Annotated in this window: 8 protein-coding genes; 4 read left to right on the top strand and 4 right to left on the bottom strand. The window is 68.3% G+C overall.

The window, feature by feature from the left end:
• The first annotated feature begins 36 nt into the window (after positions 1-36).
• Complete coding sequence (locus AC5P60_RS05580; RefSeq protein WP_049396083.1) at positions 37-372, top strand: hypothetical protein; 336 nt, start codon at positions 37-39, stop codon at positions 370-372.
• Between the two features lie 130 nt (positions 373-502).
• Here AC5P60_RS05580 and AC5P60_RS05585 read toward each other — a convergent pair whose 3' ends face one another.
• Positions 503-964, bottom strand: coding sequence for a general secretion pathway protein (locus AC5P60_RS05585; protein WP_176425426.1), 462 nt, complete (start codon positions 962-964; stop codon positions 503-505).
• Positions 965-1,067: 103 nt separating this feature from the next.
• Between AC5P60_RS05585 and gspH the strand changes: the two genes are divergently transcribed.
• The 3 genes from gspH to AC5P60_RS05600 are packed head-to-tail and all read left to right on the top strand — an operon-like array spanning position 1,068 to position 2,484.
• Positions 1,068-1,514 (top strand): type II secretion system minor pseudopilin GspH, encoded by a 447-nt coding sequence (gspH, locus tag AC5P60_RS05590; protein WP_024956497.1) that lies wholly within the window; start codon positions 1,068-1,070, stop codon positions 1,512-1,514.
• Positions 1,515-1,522: 8 nt separating this feature from the next.
• On the top strand, positions 1,523-1,873 hold the full coding sequence (gene gspI, locus AC5P60_RS05595) for a type II secretion system minor pseudopilin GspI (RefSeq protein WP_242898737.1): 351 nt from the start codon (positions 1,523-1,525) through the stop codon (positions 1,871-1,873).
• Complete coding sequence (locus tag AC5P60_RS05600) at positions 1,870-2,484, top strand: prepilin-type N-terminal cleavage/methylation domain-containing protein (protein WP_341353724.1); 615 nt, start codon at positions 1,870-1,872, stop codon at positions 2,482-2,484. Before gspI ends, AC5P60_RS05600 begins: the two co-directional genes overlap by 4 nt.
• A gap of 366 nt (positions 2,485-2,850) precedes the next feature.
• Here AC5P60_RS05600 and AC5P60_RS05605 read toward each other — a convergent pair whose 3' ends face one another.
• The 3 genes from AC5P60_RS05605 to gspF form a co-directional block, all read right to left on the bottom strand.
• Positions 2,851-15,234 (bottom strand): filamentous hemagglutinin family protein, encoded by a 12,384-nt coding sequence (locus AC5P60_RS05605; protein WP_495201704.1) that lies wholly within the window; start codon positions 15,232-15,234, stop codon positions 2,851-2,853.
• A gap of 199 nt (positions 15,235-15,433) precedes the next feature.
• Positions 15,434-16,609 (bottom strand): substrate-binding domain-containing protein, encoded by a 1,176-nt coding sequence (locus AC5P60_RS05610; protein ID WP_483693209.1) that lies wholly within the window; start codon positions 16,607-16,609, stop codon positions 15,434-15,436.
• A gap of 374 nt (positions 16,610-16,983) precedes the next feature.
• Positions 16,984-18,219: a type II secretion system inner membrane protein GspF gene (gene gspF / locus AC5P60_RS05615; RefSeq protein ID WP_495201705.1), complete on the bottom strand. Its 1,236-nt coding sequence runs from the start codon at positions 18,217-18,219 to the stop codon at positions 16,984-16,986.
• Positions 18,220-18,221 lie beyond the last annotated feature (2 nt).

The following is an 18,221-nucleotide window of genomic DNA, read 5'->3' on the forward strand; positions in this document are numbered from 1 at the left end:
TCATTGCAGAACGTCGATTGCTGCGTAAGATTCGAGATGCGTGAATCACTGATGGTGGAACTGCGCGCTGCCCTCGCCCTTGCCTTGCTGCTGGTGTTGGCCCCGGTGCGCGCCGACGAGGCGAAGAAGCAGGAAGACGCCGCGCCCTGCATCGAAGTACAGGTCAATGGCGAGCGCATTCCGGCTTGGGACTGCCTGCAGCGCAAGTTGGCGCCGGCATCGAAAGCGGCGAAGTCACCGGCACTGCCGGAGGCCGAGCGGCTGATGCGGCAGCCGGGCAACCAGCTGATGCAGTACAACCTCGAAGGCACGCGACAGCGCATGGGCGATGCCTTTGGTCGTTCGGTGGTACCGCAGCGTCCGGCGCGATGAGCCTGCGCGGCCGCAGGGCCGAGCCCACGCTCGGCAGGATTTGAAGGGTCGAGCTATTGCTCGGCAGGATTCTGTAGAGTCGAGCCAGGCTCGACTGTTCTTCCAGACGCAGCCGAGCGTAGGCTCGGCACTACGGTGCCGCGGGCACGATGCCATCGCTCGGCACCGGCGGCAGCCCAGGCACCGGCAGGCTGCGCGATTGCCCGGCCTGGTTCAATTCGACCGCGCTGGCACTGATGCTGGCCAGCACCGTGCAGGGTCCGAGTCGTTGGCCGGGCGCATACGCTTCCGCCGGGCGTCCATCCACCGAAAGCAGCGCCAGCGGCGCGTGGTCGCCGGCCATCACGCCCAGCACGACCACCTCGGTCTGCACCGCACCGGGGGACAGCAACCGCACCAGCGGCAGGCTGGCCACTGCATCGAACAGGGGGCGTGCAGGGGCCTCTGCGTGCGTTTCGCTGGCCGCCGCCGTCGGTGCCACCGCAGACAGGGTCACGCCCCAATAGGCCACCACCGCCAGCAGCAGCGTCGCCGCCAGCAGGGTCAACATGCGATTGCGATCCCAGCGCCTGCCATCCATGTTCCGCACCATCGCCACGTTCGTGTCTGCCCACGCTAGCAGCTGCCGCTGACGCTTTTGTTTCATCATGCGGGCCTACGCTGGCAGGCATCGACCTGGACAGGAGGCAACGTCGATGCAGCACGTGCCGCGTGGTTTCACCCTGCTGGAACTGATGGTGGTGCTGGTGATCATCGGCATCTGCACGGCGGGCATCGGCCTTGGCTTGGGCAGCCTGCTCGACCCCGCGCGCCAGCTGCGGCAGGAAGCTGAACGGCTGGCGCAGCGCCTGCAGGTGGCGCGCGACGAGGCGCGCATCGATGGCCGCCCCCTGCGCTGGCAGGCCGACGCCGCCGGCTACCGCTTCAGCCGCCGCGAAGGCACCCGCTGGGTTGACGTGCAGCGCGATGACCTTCTGCGTCCGCAGCAATGGCAACCGGCGGGCATCGCGGTGCAACCGACCACGCCGATTGAACTGAGCCCGGAGTGGATCGGCGTGGCGTGGGAGCTGAGGCTGTCGTTGCAGGGCCGCCAGCTGCGTCTTCGTGATGATGGCAGCGGACAGTTGCAGGTCGTGCAGTGAAGCGGAACATGCGCGGGTTCACCCTGATCGAAGTGCTGATCGCATTGGCGCTCGTTTCGATTGCGCTGGCGGCGGTGATGCGTTCGGTGGCGGTGGCGACCGATGATCAATCGCGCCTGCGCGACCGTCGGCTGGCACTGATGTGTGCGCAGGACCGCTGGCAGGAGCTGCGCCTGGCCGGGCAGCCGCCGCAGGATGCACGGCAGCGCTGCGTGCAGGGGCGCAGCAGTTTCCTGGTGCTGCAGCATATCGGCACAGGGAGTGACGGACAGCCGCAACTGGAACTCAGCGTGGTGGCCGAAGATGCACCGCGGCAATCGCTGGCGCGGATGCAGTTGCCATGGACGGCGGCGCCGTGACGCGCGCTGCGCGGGGTTTCACCCTCATCGAGGTGATGATTGCGATCACCATCATGGGCGTACTGGCGCTGATCTGCTGGCGGGCGCTCGACAGCGTGGCCAGCAGCGACCAACACCTGCGCCGGGCCGATGCCGAGACCACGACGGCGCTGCGCGTGCTGCAGCAGTTCCAGCGCGACATCGAAATGCGCGCAGACGATGCGCTGATGAATGGCGCGGTGCGCCCGGCGGATCAGCCTCAGCGCCTGCTACCCCCTTCGCTGGTGAGCGAACGGCATCCGGATGGAAGCTTCGCGCTGGAGATCACCCGCAGCTTGGGCAGCGACGGGTTGCGCTGGCAACGTGTTCGCTGGTGGCGACAGGGAAGCACGCTATGGCGGGCCAGTGGCGCTGCGACGGATCGCTACCCCCTGCCCGCACCGGATCCGTCGAAGGGGATCGCGGTGGCGCAGGATGTGCAGCGCTTCGAGGTGCGGGCGTGGCAACTGGGTGCCGGGTGGGCGATGTTGCCCAGCGACGGCGAAGTGCTGCCGGCCACCGGGCTGGAACTGCGGTTGGGCCTGCGCGATGGGCGTGGGCCGTTGAGTTACCGGCGCGTGCTGGAGCTTTAGGATTCCTTCCAGGCAAAGCATCCATGCATGGCGCGGATCTACTGCCGAGCGGCTTCTACTGCCCGGCCTGCTTTGGTGGGTGCCGACCGTTGGTCGGCACTAAGGCTGGCCCAGCCATCCACGCATGGCGCGGATCTACTGCCGAGCCTGCCGCCGGGTGCTCTCCTGCACCCGGCGGCGCCGTGTCGGTGGTCCTCACCGCTGATGGCCGCTCCCTGCCTTCGGTGCCGTCCTGGCTGGGGCCGCTGCCGTTCCGTGGCGGCTGGCCCGATGCTGTTCGTTCTTTCGGCCCGGTCGCATCCACGCATGGCGTGGATCTACTGCCGACCTTGGTGGGCAGCAACGTGTGCCGACCAAGGACGGCACCTACCGGCGCTGCGTGCCCTCGTCGCGACTTGCCTGCGGGAACTGGAAGGCACTGTTGGCGTCATAGCCGCTGTTGGCAGTGTTGCCACGCGCCGGCGGATTGATGGTGCTGGTGCCACTGCCGAAGCCGAGGATCTGCACGCTGATCACCGACGGCTGGTTGCGCCGTGCCTCGTCCTGGCTCTTGCGCATCACATCCTGTGCCGCCTGGCTGGCGCTGTTGGCTGCCGCACTGGCCGAGGCCAGCGCATTGACGTTCACCGATGCCAGCACCGGCAGGCCCTTGCTCTCGCCCTGTACCTGGATGTTGGCGGCATTGAGCACCTGCAGCGCCGCCAGGTTGATGTTGCCCGAGACGCGGATACCGGCCTCGCCCGCGTCGATGGTGCCCAGCGGTGCGATCAGGTCGACGTCGCCCGGTCGTACTTCGGCGATGGGGTTAAAGGTCGCGATGCCGGCGCCACTGGCGGGAGCCTGCGGCGACAGGATCACATTGCCCCAGCCGTCATAGACGCGACGCGGTGGCGTGTACAGCAGCGTCGTCTGCGAACCGCGACCGGCATTGATGTCACCCTGCTCCGACCACGCCAGGATGTCGCCGCCGAACGTGGTCATCACCCGCGACAGGCCCAGCAGCACGCTGTCCTGGCTGAACAGGCGGATATCGCCCTGCCCCTGGGTGACAAGGCCGGCGCTGGCAGGTGGCACCACGCCCTGAACACCGATCACGATCTGCCCACCCGGTGCCATCAGCTCGATGTTGCCGCCCGCCTCGGTACGCACGCCGGAGCCACCGTACATCACGATGTCGCCGGTACGGTCGATCGTCGCACCGGCCGCATTCCTGTCTGGCATCAGCGTGGCGATGGCTTCGCGCCCGCGCAGGTAGGAGCCGAAGCGGGGCCCTTCTGCATCGGTATATTCCCGTCCACCTTCGCGCAGCTCGGCGTAATAGACCTGGCGCAGGAAGATGCGCTGCTGTTCCTGCGGCAGCGCATCGAACGCGGCCAGCGCCCCGTCGCCGTCGGCAGCCACGCCGAAGCGCTGCTGCAGCCACTGCTTCAGCTCCTGGTTGTAGACCTTGACTGCCTTGCCCGGCTGCGATGCAAGCGATTGCGCGGGATCGGCAAGGTTGACCGGGTCCAGATAACGGGCACGCAGGGCCGCGAAGTCGATCTGCTGGTTGCCGGCCGTCAGCGCGATGCTGGCGCCGGGACGGGTGTCGCCCTGCACGATGCCACCGAGGCTGACGATGCTGCCCGCATCCTCCTGGCGCAGCTGGCGGCCGGCACTGATCTCGGTGTTGCCGGGGCCAGCGATGGTCGCGTTCAGATGCACGATGTCGCGGCCTGCCGCCGCCACCGTGATGTCGGTGGGCGCGGTGTTCAACGCGGTCATCGACACCCCGAGGATGTCCCGGCCTGCCCGCAGTTGCACGGCGCCGGCGGCCTCGAACCAGTTCAACTGCGTGCGCTGCCCCGCGTTGGGATTCAGCGTGCGCCGGGCGCCGGTGGCCAGGCCGATAATGTCGCCCTGCACCGCGTAGAAACGGCTCGGCGCCAGGGCCGCAGACACGGAGGACAGCGGAGTATTCGGACCGAACGCAAACAGCGGAAGCGACGCGTCCGGCGATGCAATGTTGCCGTCGACCGACAGGTTGTGCCGCGTGCGGGCCACATTGCCTGCGGAATCCCCCTGCTCGGCCATGAATGCCGGGTCGAAGGGTCCCGGCAGGCGCGCGTCACTGGCCGAGCGCGCGATCTGGGTCGCGCCAGGCTGGGCGAAGATGCCGCCACCGGCCAGGACGTCCAACCGTCCTGTCGCCGAGGGTGCCAGCAGGATCACATCCTGCGTCCCCGGCGTGGTGCTGATCCGGTCCAGCTTGATGTCACCCTGCGCAGCAATCGCGCTGAAGCGCGAAGGATAGAGCCAGTAATTCAGCAGATCATCACCACCACGCACAACAAGCTGGACCTGCTCGCGCCACAGATTGCTGCCCGTCACGTTTTCCGGCCCGGCGAGGCCTGGCGCGAGGTCACCACCGGCACTGAACAGATCCACGGCCGTGTTGGCGGTCCACAGCGAGAACCACGTACTGCCTGCAGCGCGCGCGCCATCATCCAGCAGCACCGCGCTGTAGTTGGCCAGCGGAACCCGGCCGGCATCGGCGACGCCGCCGAGCACCACATCGCCCCGCGCCTGCAGCTGCGCGACCGCATCGCCCAGCACCAGCACCGGCCCGCCCATCGGGCGAGCGGCGTCGGCGGCGAACAGATCGGCCGCACGCAGCTGGCCCAGCGTCGCGTAGCTTTCCAGGGTGACGCCCATTGCACCGATGCGTCCCGCATCCAGCTGCAGGCTGCCACGCAGATTGCTGAAGGTACCGTTGAGGTCGAGATTCTGTCCCGCCCTGGAGGCATTGAGGCTGGAGAACGTCGCCCGCAGATTCGGATTCAGTGCGCCACCGATACGCAGTTGCAGGTCGCCGCCGCCGGTCAGGTGCAGCTGGCCATCGCTGACCCGGCCGGTCGATCCCACCGCCGCGATGATCGCTCCCGAGCGCGGTGCGATCGTCGAATCCAGCGCGTCACCTATCGCATCGCGCACGCCGGCGTCACGCCCGGCCTCCAGCGTCAGGTTGCCGCCGCCCAATGTGCCGAAACCGGTGAAGCCGACCATCCGCGGAGAGGCGCCAGCAGCAGCGGACACGTTGGTGTAGGCGCCAAAGTTCACCCACCAGCTGGTCGGCACCGGCTCCACGCCGGTGGTGCTGCCGGTTCCCTGCCGCCACAGCCAATTGCCGACCGCGGCACTGGAGTACAGCGCCCAGTCGCGCTCGCTGGTGCCCGACTCTGCGCGCGCGGTCCAGACGTCACCGACGATATCGCGCCCGGCTTCGACGCGCAGGTTGCCACCATGATCGGGATACCAGGCCCGGTAGCCGGCCAACGCAGCATCATAGCTGCCCGGCACCAGGTTCGGCCCCAGCAGTGCGGTGTTCCTGGGGGCTGCTGCACGGGGCGAATTGAAGGCAGCGTCGCGGCCCTCGCCCAGCGTGGTGGGAGTGCCCGCCGTGTACACACCGAAGCCGGACTTCATCACGACATCACCGGCAGCGAGCAGTTCCAGGTCACCCTTGCCGGTGCGCAGCACGCTCCAGGCCGGCGTGCCCGCGCGCTTGCCGTAGGTGGTCACTTCGGTCTGCGTGCCACCGCCGGCGCAGTAGGTGGGCGCCGTGCTGCAGAACTCGTCTTCGGTCATGCCGAACATCGCGGCAAAGTCCTTCGCAGGGGTGCCTACGTAGGACTCGTCGCCCCAGTAATCCAGCGAGCCCTGCGCGGCCACCTGGCGGGGGGCCGGGCCGCAGTAGTCGGCCGACATCGCGCAGAACTCGTCTTCGGTGAAGCCGAACATGTCGGCCAGCTCCGCGATCGGACGGCCTGCATAGGAGGTGTCGCCGATCCAGTCCAGCGATGCCCGCTCAGTCAACGCACGATCACCCACCCAGATGATTTCGGTCTTGACCGTACCGATCGAGCCCTGGTGGGTGTCGGCCAGCACCACGCTGCCTTCACTGCCCCAGCGCCGGCTGCGTGGGTCGGCTGCCCCGGTATCGGCACCGGCAACAACGGTCAGGTCCCAGGAGGTGGTGCCCTCGGCCAGCATCGGCGCCAGCGCCCAGTTGCGCCCCTGGTTGCCGCCGGCATCGGCCGGCCGCAGATTCACCGGCCCGTTGCCGGGCAACTCCACCTTGGTCAACGATGGGATGTACGCGCCCACCTTGAGCTCGACTTCCCGTGCCAAGCGCAACGCAACCGGCAGCGTCGCGCCGGCGGGCCATTCCTGTGCCGCCATCTGTACGGCACTGCGCAGGCGGAAGCCGGCCCCCAGGCGCGCACCGGCCGCCAGCACCAGCGGCTGCTGCAGCACGGTGCCCGCCGCCAGCGTCTGCCCGGAGTCGGTGGTCACCGCCGCACCCAGCACCGTGCCCGCTGGCAGGCGCAGGTTCTGCGAGATCACCATCGGCGCGGGCAGCACGGTACCGACCGGAAGCGTTACCGATTCGACCGGCACGTCATAGTTCAGGCGGGTGCCGGCCTGGAACTCGGTGCCGGGCAGCAGCTTCACTCCGTCCACCGGCACCACCAGGCCGCCGCCAAAGGGGGTTTGCCCCGCGCTGCCATTGCGACCCTCATACAGCTGCCAGCCACCCTCATCCGGCGTGGACGGCGGCGGTGCGAACCCATCGTTGATGCTGCCGTAGACGTTGATGTTGCCTTCGGCCCGCAGCACCAGCGAGGCCGATTCGCCGAAGCCACGCCGCGATGGATCGGCGCGGTTGGCTTCGGGCCCGTAGCGGTAGCCGGACAGATCGATGTCGCCGGCAATGGTCAGGTCGCCGTCCGGGTTGGCGTCGCTGCGCCGCGCCAGCACCTGCACGCCGGGACGAAGGCGGACATCGCCCAGCGCCCGCGTGCGCTGCTGCAGATCCGCGTTGTCCAGCGCAGCATCGATCCAGGCCACGCTGTGCGGATCGACCACCTGGTCCAGCCACTGCTGGGTGACCAGCTGCGCGCGGTTGCCGCGCACGTCAGCGGTGGCTGCCAGGGGCGCATCGTCGTAGCGGCGAACACCATTGAGCTGGATGTCGGCCGCGCCATCGATGCGCAGGCCGGTGGCCGCGGCAATCGCCGCGTCGTTGCTGCCCAGCCGCGGCACATCGATCTTCAGCGTGCCGCGCGGGGTGCCATCGTTCTGGCCAGGACGTCCACCGACGGTAACATCGCTGCCCGCACGCAGGTCCAGCTGCGCCGCGCTGCCCAGGCCGACGGCACCTTCGGCGCTGCCCAGCGTGATGGTGGCCCGGTTTGGACTGTCGATGATCTTGCCATGGCTGTCCACGCGCAGGCCGGTACCGTGCGCGTCCAGCGTGCCGTCCACCTGCAACTGATCGCGGGCGTACAGGCGGATGCTGCCGACCTGCTCGCCGCTGGCATCGATGCGGCCGGCCACGGTCAGGCTGCCCGCATCGACGCTGATATCGACCCGGCGCGCCTTCACTTCGTCGCCGATCCGCAGATCGCCCTCACCGATCTGGAAGCTGCGACCGCCGACGACGCCGCCGGCGGTCAATCGCTGGTTGAGGCCGGCGAAGTCCTGCAGCTGGCGTGCCCGCACCACCAGTTCACCACCGTCGTAGGGCACCAGCGTGCCACCGGCATCGTAGCGACCAGTGGCGGCACCCTGCAGAACACCGGCCAGATCGGCTCGGCCGGCCATTGCGGTGACCGTCAGGCGTCCGCCTCGGTTGTTGCGGGCGGAAACATCGATGCGGGAGGCCGCATCGGCGCGGATGTCACCCGTGTCGCTGGACAGCAGGACATCGCCGCCCCAGCTGAACTTGTCCACGTCGTACAGCGAGACCTTGCGTCCGGCCAGATCCAACGCGGCCCGGCTGCCAAGCGTGATGCCCTGGCGTGCGTTCGCCGACAGCCGTCCGGACGCCAGCGCGATCGTGCTGTCCAGCGTGATCCGGTTGGCGTCGATGCTCAGCTCACTGCCCAGTGCATCGCCACCCGCCTTGCCGGTGCCCCCCTGCAGGCGGAAGTCGCCGCCGGTGCGCACGCGCAGCCGCGCGGCGGGATCGGCCGTCAACAGCGGTGTATCGATACCCAGGCTGCCTCCGCTGTACTGCCAGCCCTTGTCGGCCAGATAGTCGCCGCGCTGCTGGAACACGTCCAGCGTGCCCTGCGCGGAGAACGACAGCTGCTCCGAAGCACTCAGGTTCAGCGCACTGAATCCGAGCACCTGCCGGTTCGCAGGTACTTCAGAACTGGGACGGCTGAATGGCGCCCGCCCCAGCTGCAGCTGGCGGGTAAAGATGTCCAGCTGCCCGGCGCCGAGCCGGTCCACCATCGGATCGGCCGGCGGCACCGACGCGTCACTGCCCGGCGCTTGGCTCGCCGCCAATGAGCCGTCCCAGACCAGCGTGTCCACCAGGATGCGCGCCCGGTCAGTCGCAGCACCGTAGCCGCGGATGGCCTGCGCACCAAGCACGAGCGTCTGCAGGCCACTGCGGCCGGTGGCACTGTCGCGCGCGTCCAGGTCGACGCTGCCGAACACGTTGACAGAGTCCCGCGCGACCAGGCTCAGCGTGTCCAGCGCCGGCGCGCCGGTGGCATCATTGCCGCGCAGCAGTTGCTGCAGCACGGACTGGTTCATGGTCATGCCACTGGGCAGCGCCCCTGCCGCAGCGGCCAGGGCGATCGCTTCGGCACTGCCGAGGTTCAGCGCCGCCATGCTCAGGCCGAGCTGACGGGTGCCATAGCTGGCCGAGTCGCGCATCTGCAGCGCGCCATCGGTCGCTACCGCGATGCTGCCATCGGAAACCAGCCGGGTCTGGCCGTCGCACGCCGTCTGGCACCCCCCGATGTCGATCGCCACTGGACCGGCCTCCACCCCGGTGGTGCCGGTGATCAGGTTCAGGCGCTGGTTGGACACCGCCAGCAGGCCGCCGGAGACCTGGTAAGGCAGGGTCGCGCTGGCATTCGCGTTGGCGGATGCGAACGGCAGTGTATCGAGGGTCGCACCGGCCTCGACCAGCACGCCGCTGCCACCGGAGGCCGCTGCCACCAGCACTTCCGGTGCGTTCAAGGTGACGCCGGAACGGATCGCCACGCTGCGCGCCTGGCCGGTCACCGCCACCTGCGAGGCCTCCTGGTTGAACTGCCCGCCGATCATCATCCGCGCCGGCAGGAAGGCATTGAGCGCGTCGTCGCTGAAGGTGGCACCGCGATCACGCGCCTGCGATGGCGCACCGCCGTCGACGATCTCCAGTGAACCGACCGCCGGGCTGGCCAACGTGGCTGTCAGCGTGCCGCCTCGCCCGTTGTCGGTGGCGGCGCCGAACCGCGCGGTGCCGGCGAAGCGGATGGCAGGCGTGTCTGCACGACCTGCGCCTTCGCCCAACGCAAGGGTCAACCCGAGCGCATCGATGGTCTGCCAGCCACGCGACTCGCCGCGGCGGTCGGCCACCGATTGCGCGAAGCTGTTGTAGGAGGTTTCGTTGTAGCCCGAGTGCCGGCGTACTACTGCGGCGGGGGTCAGCAGGATGTCGGTGAGCAACGGCGAGATTGCCGCGCCCAGCGCCGTGCGCTGCTGCCCGGACACACGCCAGGTGCCGGTACCGGTCGCGATGGGTTGCGCGATGCCCGAGGTGCCGGTGGCGCCCAGCTCAACCCGGAATGCACCGGGCTGCAGCGCATAGCTGGCCGGCATCAGCGTGTAGGTGCCTGCCGCCAGGCCGGGCACGCCCGCCGGCACGGTGATCTGCTGGCCCACGGCCGGTGCGGCGAATCCTTCCTCGCCGCTGGGGGCAAATGTCCCGGCGCGTCCCGGCACGATCGCATACACCGGGTTGCCCGACGCACTGAATTCATAGCGCGGATTGGCGTCGGCCAACGCCGTTCGCAGCACGTCGACAGAGCCACCGCGTCCTGACACAAAGGCGGCACCGGTCAGCTCACCACCGCCGGACATGTCCAGCAGGGCCCCCGGCGCCACCTCGATCTCATTCGCCTTCAGGGTCACCCCCATCGAGGAGATGCCGGCCGGCGTCAGCGAACCCAGGCTGCGCGTACCGACCCGCCAGTCGACACCATCGACGGTGCCACCATAGGGTAGCGACAAGCCGGCGCCACTGGTCGAGGTGACGCTGCCTGGCAGCAGTTCCACCCGGCTACCGACGGTTCCGTTCTGGATAAGGCCACCCAGCTGCAGCGTGCCCATCGGCGCCTGTACGTTGCCGCCCTGCTGCACCGTGGCGGCCACCAGGCGAAGCGTACCCAGCGCCGATTCCGGCGCCGGCTTCGTGTCCGCACCGGTGCCGTGGATGCGCAGCACGGCATCCGGATCGGCCCAGTAATCAGCGGTCTGCACGGTCTGCGCCGACGCGCCGGCCACCAGCGTGCCGACCGCGCCTGTGGTGGGGTACAGGCGCGCAGCGGTCACGTCCATCGAACCAGCGGTCATCAACGCGCTGGTGTTGCCACTGCTGGCAATGCCGTTGGTCAGGCGCACGTCACTGCGGCTTTCCAGCGCCACATGCTTGAAACCCGGCAGCCAGGTGTCGTCGCGGATGTCGATCAGCTGTGCCTGCACCGCCAGCGCGTGATCTTCCGGCCCGGACGAAGCGACCGCGGCGGTGCCCTGCAGGTTCTCGCCCGGCATCTGGCGCCAGCGTGCCTGCGCCAGGCGAACGTAGGGCGCACTCAGTCGCAGCCCAGACGATAGCCCGGCATCCACGGCCATGCCCAGGCTCGAAGTGCCCTGGCCGTGGATGCGCAGGCTCTGGGCCAGGCGCAGGTCGACGTCGCCGACCGCGCGGATGTCACCGAACACGGACAGGTTGTCGAAACCGCCGGCCTGCAGCTGCTCGACCGACAACGCGGCGTGGCCATATTCCAATGCGGCCGGCAGTGGCTGCGCCGGTGCGCTGTGCTGGCTGAGGCTGATCGCACGCGCTCGCAGTACCTCGTCGCTGGCGCCACGTGCATGGATGCTCCCGCCAAAGGCCAGGCCAAGCGTGCCGCCGCGTGCGCCGGCACCACCGGCGGCCGCGTCCATCCCGCCCTCCAGGTACAGCGCGTTGGCCGAACGCAGCACGATCTGCCCGCCGTCGCTGTCCACGCGCACGCGGCCCTGGCCATCGATGTCCAGTTCGGCCGACGCGCCCCGCGCCTGCAGGCGCGCACCGCGTTCGACCACCACGAAGGCTTCCGGTGGTCGGTTGTCGACGAATGCGGTGGTCTCCCAGTCCAGCGCCCCGCCAATCTCGATGCGCCCACCTGCGCGCACCTGCCCGCGCAGGCGGCCGCTGGAATCGGGCAGCGAAATCGCGTCTGCATCGGCATCCAGCAGCGCGCCTTCGGCGAAACGCCAGGTGCGTTCGGTGCGCTGCCCGGCGTACAGCGCGTTCTCCGGGCGCACATCGTCGATCAGGATGCGGCCGCCCTTCGCGCGCAGCGTGCCTTCAACATCGATGTTGCCTGCACCGAGCAGCGAGATCGTCTGCCCTGGATCAACCGCCACCAGTGCATCCTTGCCAACCCGAAGGTCACCGCCCACGCTGTTGCGCTCCGAACGCAGGCTGATGCTCGCACCCGCGCGCTGGCTGACGCGCCCGCTCGACGGATCGGCGCTGTACAGCGGCGCGTCCCACGCTGCCAGTGCGGACGCCCGGTCGGTCGCCATCCGCGCGTCCTGGGTCAGGCGCAGGCCTGGCAGGGTAGCGACCAGCCGCGCGCCATCGGCCACCTCCACACCTTGGTGGCCATTGATGTCGTACTGCGCGAAGCCACTGCCGAACAGGCCGGGGTCCAGTCGCAGCGATGTGCCCGCCAGGTCCGCATCGCCCAGCCGCACCTGGCCACCGGTCCCCAGCGAGAAGGAACCACCGCCCTGTCCTCGACCACTGAACCGGCTTCCGTCGCCCAGTTGCACCCGGCCACTGCCGTCGGTCGTCACCGTACTGCTGTTCGCCTGCAGGCTGACGCTGCCGCCTTTGCCGATATGGGCCTTGCCGCGCAGGTCCAGCGCAGCACCGGCCTCGACGTCAACCGTTGCCTTGGCGCCCACGGCCACGTCATGACTATTGCTCAAGCTCAGGCGGCCGCCATCCGTCCAGGCACCGCTCGCGTCGCGCGGCATCGCCAGTGACGCATTGCTCCATTCACCGGAGAGATCGATCCGCGTGCCGTCGGCGATGGCGGTGCGCGCGCGGCCATCGTGCAGCAGCGCCGTCGGCCGGCCCTGCACATCCAGCAGGTTGCCCGCCGACAGCTGGCCGCCGGCGATGCCGATGTCGCCTGCCAGTTCCACCTCGCTGCCGGTCAGGTTGAGCTGTCCGCCTGCCTGAAGCCGAAGGCTGCCGTCGATGCGGATGCGATCAGCGGTCGCCAGGTCGATCCGCCCCCACTGCTGGGCACTCAGCTCTGCGATATCCAGCCACACCGTGCCACGCCGCTCTTCGTTGACCGGGGCCAGCAGCGACCACGCGGCCTTCGTCCGAGCCTTGTCATCCAGGCGCACATCCGAGCCGAACACACCGCTGCGGCCCTGGCCGTCGTAGCGCCCCAGGTACAGCTGCGCATTGCGCGCGACCGCCGTCTGCGCCTGCGCATAACCCTCCAGCGCGGTATCCGGCCTGCGGTTCTGCTGCGCGCCCTGGAAGGTAGCCGTCTCAACCTTTCCATCCAGCACCGCGGTCGGTGCGGAGATGATCAGGCGTCCTGCATCGCGGCCGACCGTGTATCCGTTATCGACACGCTGCGCCGCGAATACAATCGGATCACGGAAGGTCTCGGTGATGCCCCAGCGCTCCTGCTTTACTTCATGGCCGCTGTACAGGCCATCGAAGAGCATCTCCGCCGGCGCGTCATCAAGGCGGTAGACCTGGCCATCGACGCCGCGCACCCAGCTCTGCCGGATCACGCCGCTCTGCACATCCAGGCTGCCACCGGCAAGGTTGATGCGTGAGCCGCCATGCGTGATCACTTCCCTGCCGCCCAGCAGGACGGTGCCTCCCTGCGCGGCCCATTCGCCGATCGAGTGCCCCTGGTTGTCAAGGTAGCCGCCCACTTCCAGCAGGCCACCCGCCGCGTACCAGCGCTCACCCGCATAGCCCCCGGTACCGGCCGGAACGTGGACCAGCCTGCGGCGGTCGACCCAGACCTCGCTGCTGGTCAGCTTGCCGCTGTCGCGGTTGTCCAGGGCATCGCGCAGTTCGTTGCCCTGCACCTTGACCTGGACATTGTTGCTTTCCATCGACACCTGTACGCCCACTGCGCCGGAAACATCCACGCGTGCCGCGTCGTCTGCGTAGCTGCGGGCTGCTGCGTCGGCGATGATCTGGCCGCCCGTGGCAACCGTCAGCGAATCCGCACTGAAATGGATGTTGCCACCCGAGACGATCTCCACCCGCGACTGGTCCCGGCGATCATTGTGCTGGGACAGATTGTCGAAGGTTGCCGAGCGCGCGCCGGCGCGGATCGCGTCCTGCTCTGCCGACTCCTTGATGAGGCTGTTGCGCTGCGTATCCAGCACCGTGGCCTTGCCATCGTCCTCGACCAGCACCGCCGTGGTGGCTCCATCGGCAAGCGTGACGCTGCTGCCGGCATCACTGGCCGAAGCCAGAAGATGCACGGTGCCGCGCTGCGCCAGCGTGGTGCTGGCCACGGCCACACCGGCCTGCTCGACGTTGCGCCCGGCCAGGGTCACGTCACCCTCGCGGGCGCGCAGCAGACCGGTGTTGCGCACGCTGCCCGCCGTGCTGCCAGCGACGAAGCGCGGCGCGATTTCATTGCCGCGGGTAGTGGAGCTGGTATTGGTCGCCGTACCCACGCCGCGCCGGATCACGAAACTGTCACCGGCAGCGAGCTGCACCTGGCCCTTGCGCGCCTCGATATGGCCAGCATTCTCCACGCTGTGCCCGGCCAGCAGCACGTAGCCACCGCCGCGCGTCGCGCTGGTCGGCTCATGGGTCGCGATGCGGGCACCCTGCTCCACCATCACCTTGCCAAATGCATCGCTGAGCGCGCTGCTGCTGGCGTCGGGGCTGTACAGGCCGTTGTCACGAAACTGCGCATCGCTGATCCGTGCTGCAGCCGCCAGCAGATTGCGTACATTGACCTGGCTGTTGTTGCCGAACACCACCCCGTTGCGGTTGGCCACGAACACCGTGCCATTGGCCTTCAGCTGGCCCAGGATCTGGCTGGGCCGCGCCTGCGGGTCATTGACGCGGTTCAGGACTGCCCAGTCAGGGTTCTGCAGGAAGTTCAGCGTGGTGTTGCCGCCGATATTGAAGGTCTCCCAGTTCAGGATCGCCTTGTCCGCGGTCTGCTCGACCGTAACCTGCACCCGCCCGTCGCTGCCCTGCGACTGGATTGCGTCGCGCGCATTGAGCCAGCCGCGGGTCAGCGGGTTCTGGTCGACGCTCAGGCCATCCTTGCCCAGGCCATCAGCAACGATGAAGCCAGCCTCGCGGCGCGCCTGCCGCGCCTGTTCCTGCAGGCGCTGCTGCAGGGCAATCGCCTGCGCCGCCGTACCGAGGTTGTCGATCGACTGCTGCAGCTTCTGCCGTGCTGCATCCTGCTGCTGGGCCGGCAACTGGAACTGGATCGGCACCCCGTTGGGCATCCGGCCGCTCTGTGCCGCGCTGCCCTGGGCCGCGCCCCGCTCGGCGAACCAGCCCGGGCTGAACGCCTGCTGCGCCTGGCTGGCCGGGGCCACCATGCTGCCCAGGGCGACCGCGATGGCCCACGCCATCGGATGATTGCGGCGCATCGGCGCGGCCGGACGAACAGCGGACGGGAGCGGGTGCGACATCGGAACCTCATCAACCTGGTGGGCCGCGGCTGCGGCGACGATCGGGGAGGCACGCGCAACGCATGCCCTGCCACTGATAGACGGTTCACGTGACACGAAGCCGACAGCGAAACACTGCGGCGGCCGCACCGTCGCGGAAATGGCGACGCCGGCCCAGGGGCCGGCGTCGGGTCAAGCAGGATTCAACCCGTGCTGCGGATTACAGCGGACGACCGATGCCGGCGCAGGTGCTGGGATTGTTCAGGCCGGCAGTGCTGCTGGCCAGCACGAAACGGTTGCGGATCGCATCGCGCCAGGCCTTGGTCAGCGGGATGAAGCCGTGGTCGGTGATCGACTTCTCATACGCGACGGTGTAGGTCGCCGGATAGTGGCGGGCCAGGAAGCCGCGCAGGCTGGTGGCGACGCTCGAATCCTTGTAGCACTGGCCGATCACCAGGTTGGTGTAGCCGGCGATCGGATAGCCGACCGACGGGTTGCCGAACACCGGCACCCAGTTGGCGGGGTCCTCGGCAGCGGTGCCGGTCGGCGGAGCGACGGTGTCCAGGGTGGCCTGCACACTCACCTGATCCGGCGAGAAGCCCTTGACCTTGGCGACCTTGGTCGCATCGGTCACGCTCGGGATCACGTCCGGGCCAACGTAACCGATACGGCCTTCAGCAGCGTAGACAGCGTTGTACAGCGAGGTGCCACCGGTGGCCGGCGCGGCCACCAGGAACGCCGGCAGGTTGCCGTTGGCATCGCGCTTGTACAGGTCGGCGAAGGTCGACTTGATGGCGAACTTGCCACCCACCAGGTTCGAGGTGCCAGCGTTCTCAGCCGCACAGGCCGCAGTCAGGAAGCGGCTGAACATTTCGCTGGTGCCGCTGCTTTCCGGGCGGTACACCACCTGGATCGGGCCGCTGCGGTTGGCATCGATGGTCGACCAGTCGCTGATCGCACCCGAGAACACGCCGCAGATCTGCGCCACGCTCAGGTCCACCGCCGAACCGGCCTTGTTGAACGGAATGGTGACCGACGTGGCCACCGACGGCACCTGGATCAGCGCGCCGTAGCGGTTGGCGTTGGTCGGCTGGTTGAAGTTGGTGGTGTAGGTGCTCAGCTCGGTGCTGCTCAGCACCGAATCGCTGCCGGCGAAGTGCACGGTGCCGGTAGTCGAGAACAGCAGCGAGTTGTTTTCCAGGAAGGCCTTCTTGCCGGTGCCCGAACCGGTCACGGCGTAGGTGAAGTTCGCTGGCAGGATGCTGTCGGACGAACCCTTGTAGAGGTCGGCCGGCAGCGAAGCACCGCCGCCGGTAACGGTCTGCGCGGAGGCGGCGCCAACGGTAGCGAGCAGCGCGGTGGCAACCAGCGCGGCCAGGGTCTTGTACTTGTTCATGATCTTCTCCTGAAGGGTTTACTGCGAAGGGAAACGCCAAGGGAGGAACGGTCACTACACGCCTGCTGCCGCCGAGGGCCTCCCAGCCCACTCTGCGGCGACGTGTCCATGCTGGTCCGCGCCGATGACAGGCCGCTTAAGAAACCTGTGGAAGATCGAAAAAAGGTCTGGAGGATTGTGTGGAGAATCGACCCATGCCACATTCCAACGACGCCGCCCGATCAACTGAGTTGAATCGACTGAATTGAATCGACTGAATTGAATCGACCTGATGGGATCGACCCGATGGGATCGACTGGGGAGAGTCGACTGTTAGTCGACTGCTTTTCGCACGCGGAAACGATCTGAATGCACTCGATCTCCGCGCTGGTCGACTAACAGTCGACTCTACCTGGGATGCGCGTTGCGCATGACTGCACCAACTGGTTCATTTCCATGATCGGCATCAGCACCGCCAACACGATCGTCAGCACCACGCCGCCCATCACCAGGATCATGGTCGGCTCCAGCAACGCAGTCAGTGCCATCGCGCGACGCTCGATCTCGCGCGAGATGGTCTGCGCGGCGCGATCCAGCAGCGGCGCCAGCGAACCGGTCTTCTCGCCACTTGCCACCAGATGCACCAGGATCGGCGGATACACCTTCTGTACCTTCAACGCAGCACCCAGCGCAGCACCTTCGCGCACGCGCGCGGACACATCGTCGGCACAGCGCGCCAGCAGCGCATTGCCCAGGGTCTGCCGCGCCGCCTCCAGTGCACGCAGCAGCGGCACGCCGGCATCCAGCAGGATCGCCAGCGTCGAGGCGAAACGCGCGCTGTTCACACCCAGCACGAAGCGCCCGACCATCGGCAGCCGCAACAGCATCGCATCCCAACGCAGGCGCAGCTCGGGCTTGCGCAGGGCCAACCGCCAGGTCACCACCAGCGCAGCGATGCCCAGCCCCACCCACACGCCCCAGCTGCGTACGAAAGCACTGGCCGCCAGCATCACCTGGGTCAGCATCGGCAGCGTCTGCCGCGCCTGCACGAACGCGGTCACCACCTGCGGCACCACGTAGCTGAGCAGGAAGATCACGATCGCCACCGATACCAGGCTGATCGCCGCTGGGTAGATGAAGGCGGTCAGTACCTTGGCCTGCAGCGCATTGCGTTCTTCGATGTAGTCGGCCAAGCGCTCCATCACCCGTGCCAGATCACCGGAGTCTTCACCTGCACCCACCAGTGCCCGATAGATCGGTGGGAAATCGCGCGGCCGCGCGGCGAGTGCGACGGTCAGGCGCTGGCCAGCACGTACATCCGCACGCACGGCAGTGAGTGCCTGCGCAACATGCGGGCGCTCGGCCTGCTCGATCACCGCACTCAAAGCACCTTCCAACGGCAGGCTGGCCGCCAACAGGCTGGCCAGCTGGCGCGTAGCCCAGGCCAACTCGCTGGCGGACAACCGGCGAGCGCCCCAGCCACTGCCGGCACTGCGCGCCGCACTCACCTGCATAGGGGTCAGCCCGCGCCCGCGCAGCAGTTGGCGAGCACCGCGCGGGCTGTCGGCATCCAACTGACCCTTTTCGATGCGGCCCTGCGCGTTGGCAGCCTGGTAGTCGAACAGTGCCATGC

It is taken from the genome of Stenotrophomonas sp. YJH_SMC_120, from assembly GCF_059368675.1.

Excerpts from the sequence above, each read along its gene's own strand:
- AC5P60_RS05605 (WP_495201704.1), bottom strand. The coding sequence starts at position 15,234 with ATGTCGCACCCGCTCCCGTCCGCTGTTCGTCCGGCCGCGCCGATGCGC.
- gspH (WP_024956497.1), top strand. The coding sequence starts at position 1,068 with ATGCAGCACGTGCCGCGTGGTTTCACCCTGCTGGAACTGATGGTGGTG.
- AC5P60_RS05585 (WP_176425426.1), bottom strand. The coding sequence starts at position 964 with ATGGTGCGGAACATGGATGGCAGGCGCTGGGATCGCAATCGCATGTTG.
- gspF (WP_495201705.1), bottom strand. The coding sequence starts at position 18,219 with ATGGCACTGTTCGACTACCAGGCTGCCAACGCGCAGGGCCGCATCGAA.
- AC5P60_RS05580 (WP_049396083.1), top strand. The coding sequence starts at position 37 with ATGCGTGAATCACTGATGGTGGAACTGCGCGCTGCCCTCGCCCTTGCC.
- AC5P60_RS05610 (WP_483693209.1), bottom strand. The coding sequence starts at position 16,609 with ATGAACAAGTACAAGACCCTGGCCGCGCTGGTTGCCACCGCGCTGCTC.
- gspI (WP_242898737.1), top strand. The coding sequence starts at position 1,523 with ATGCGCGGGTTCACCCTGATCGAAGTGCTGATCGCATTGGCGCTCGTT.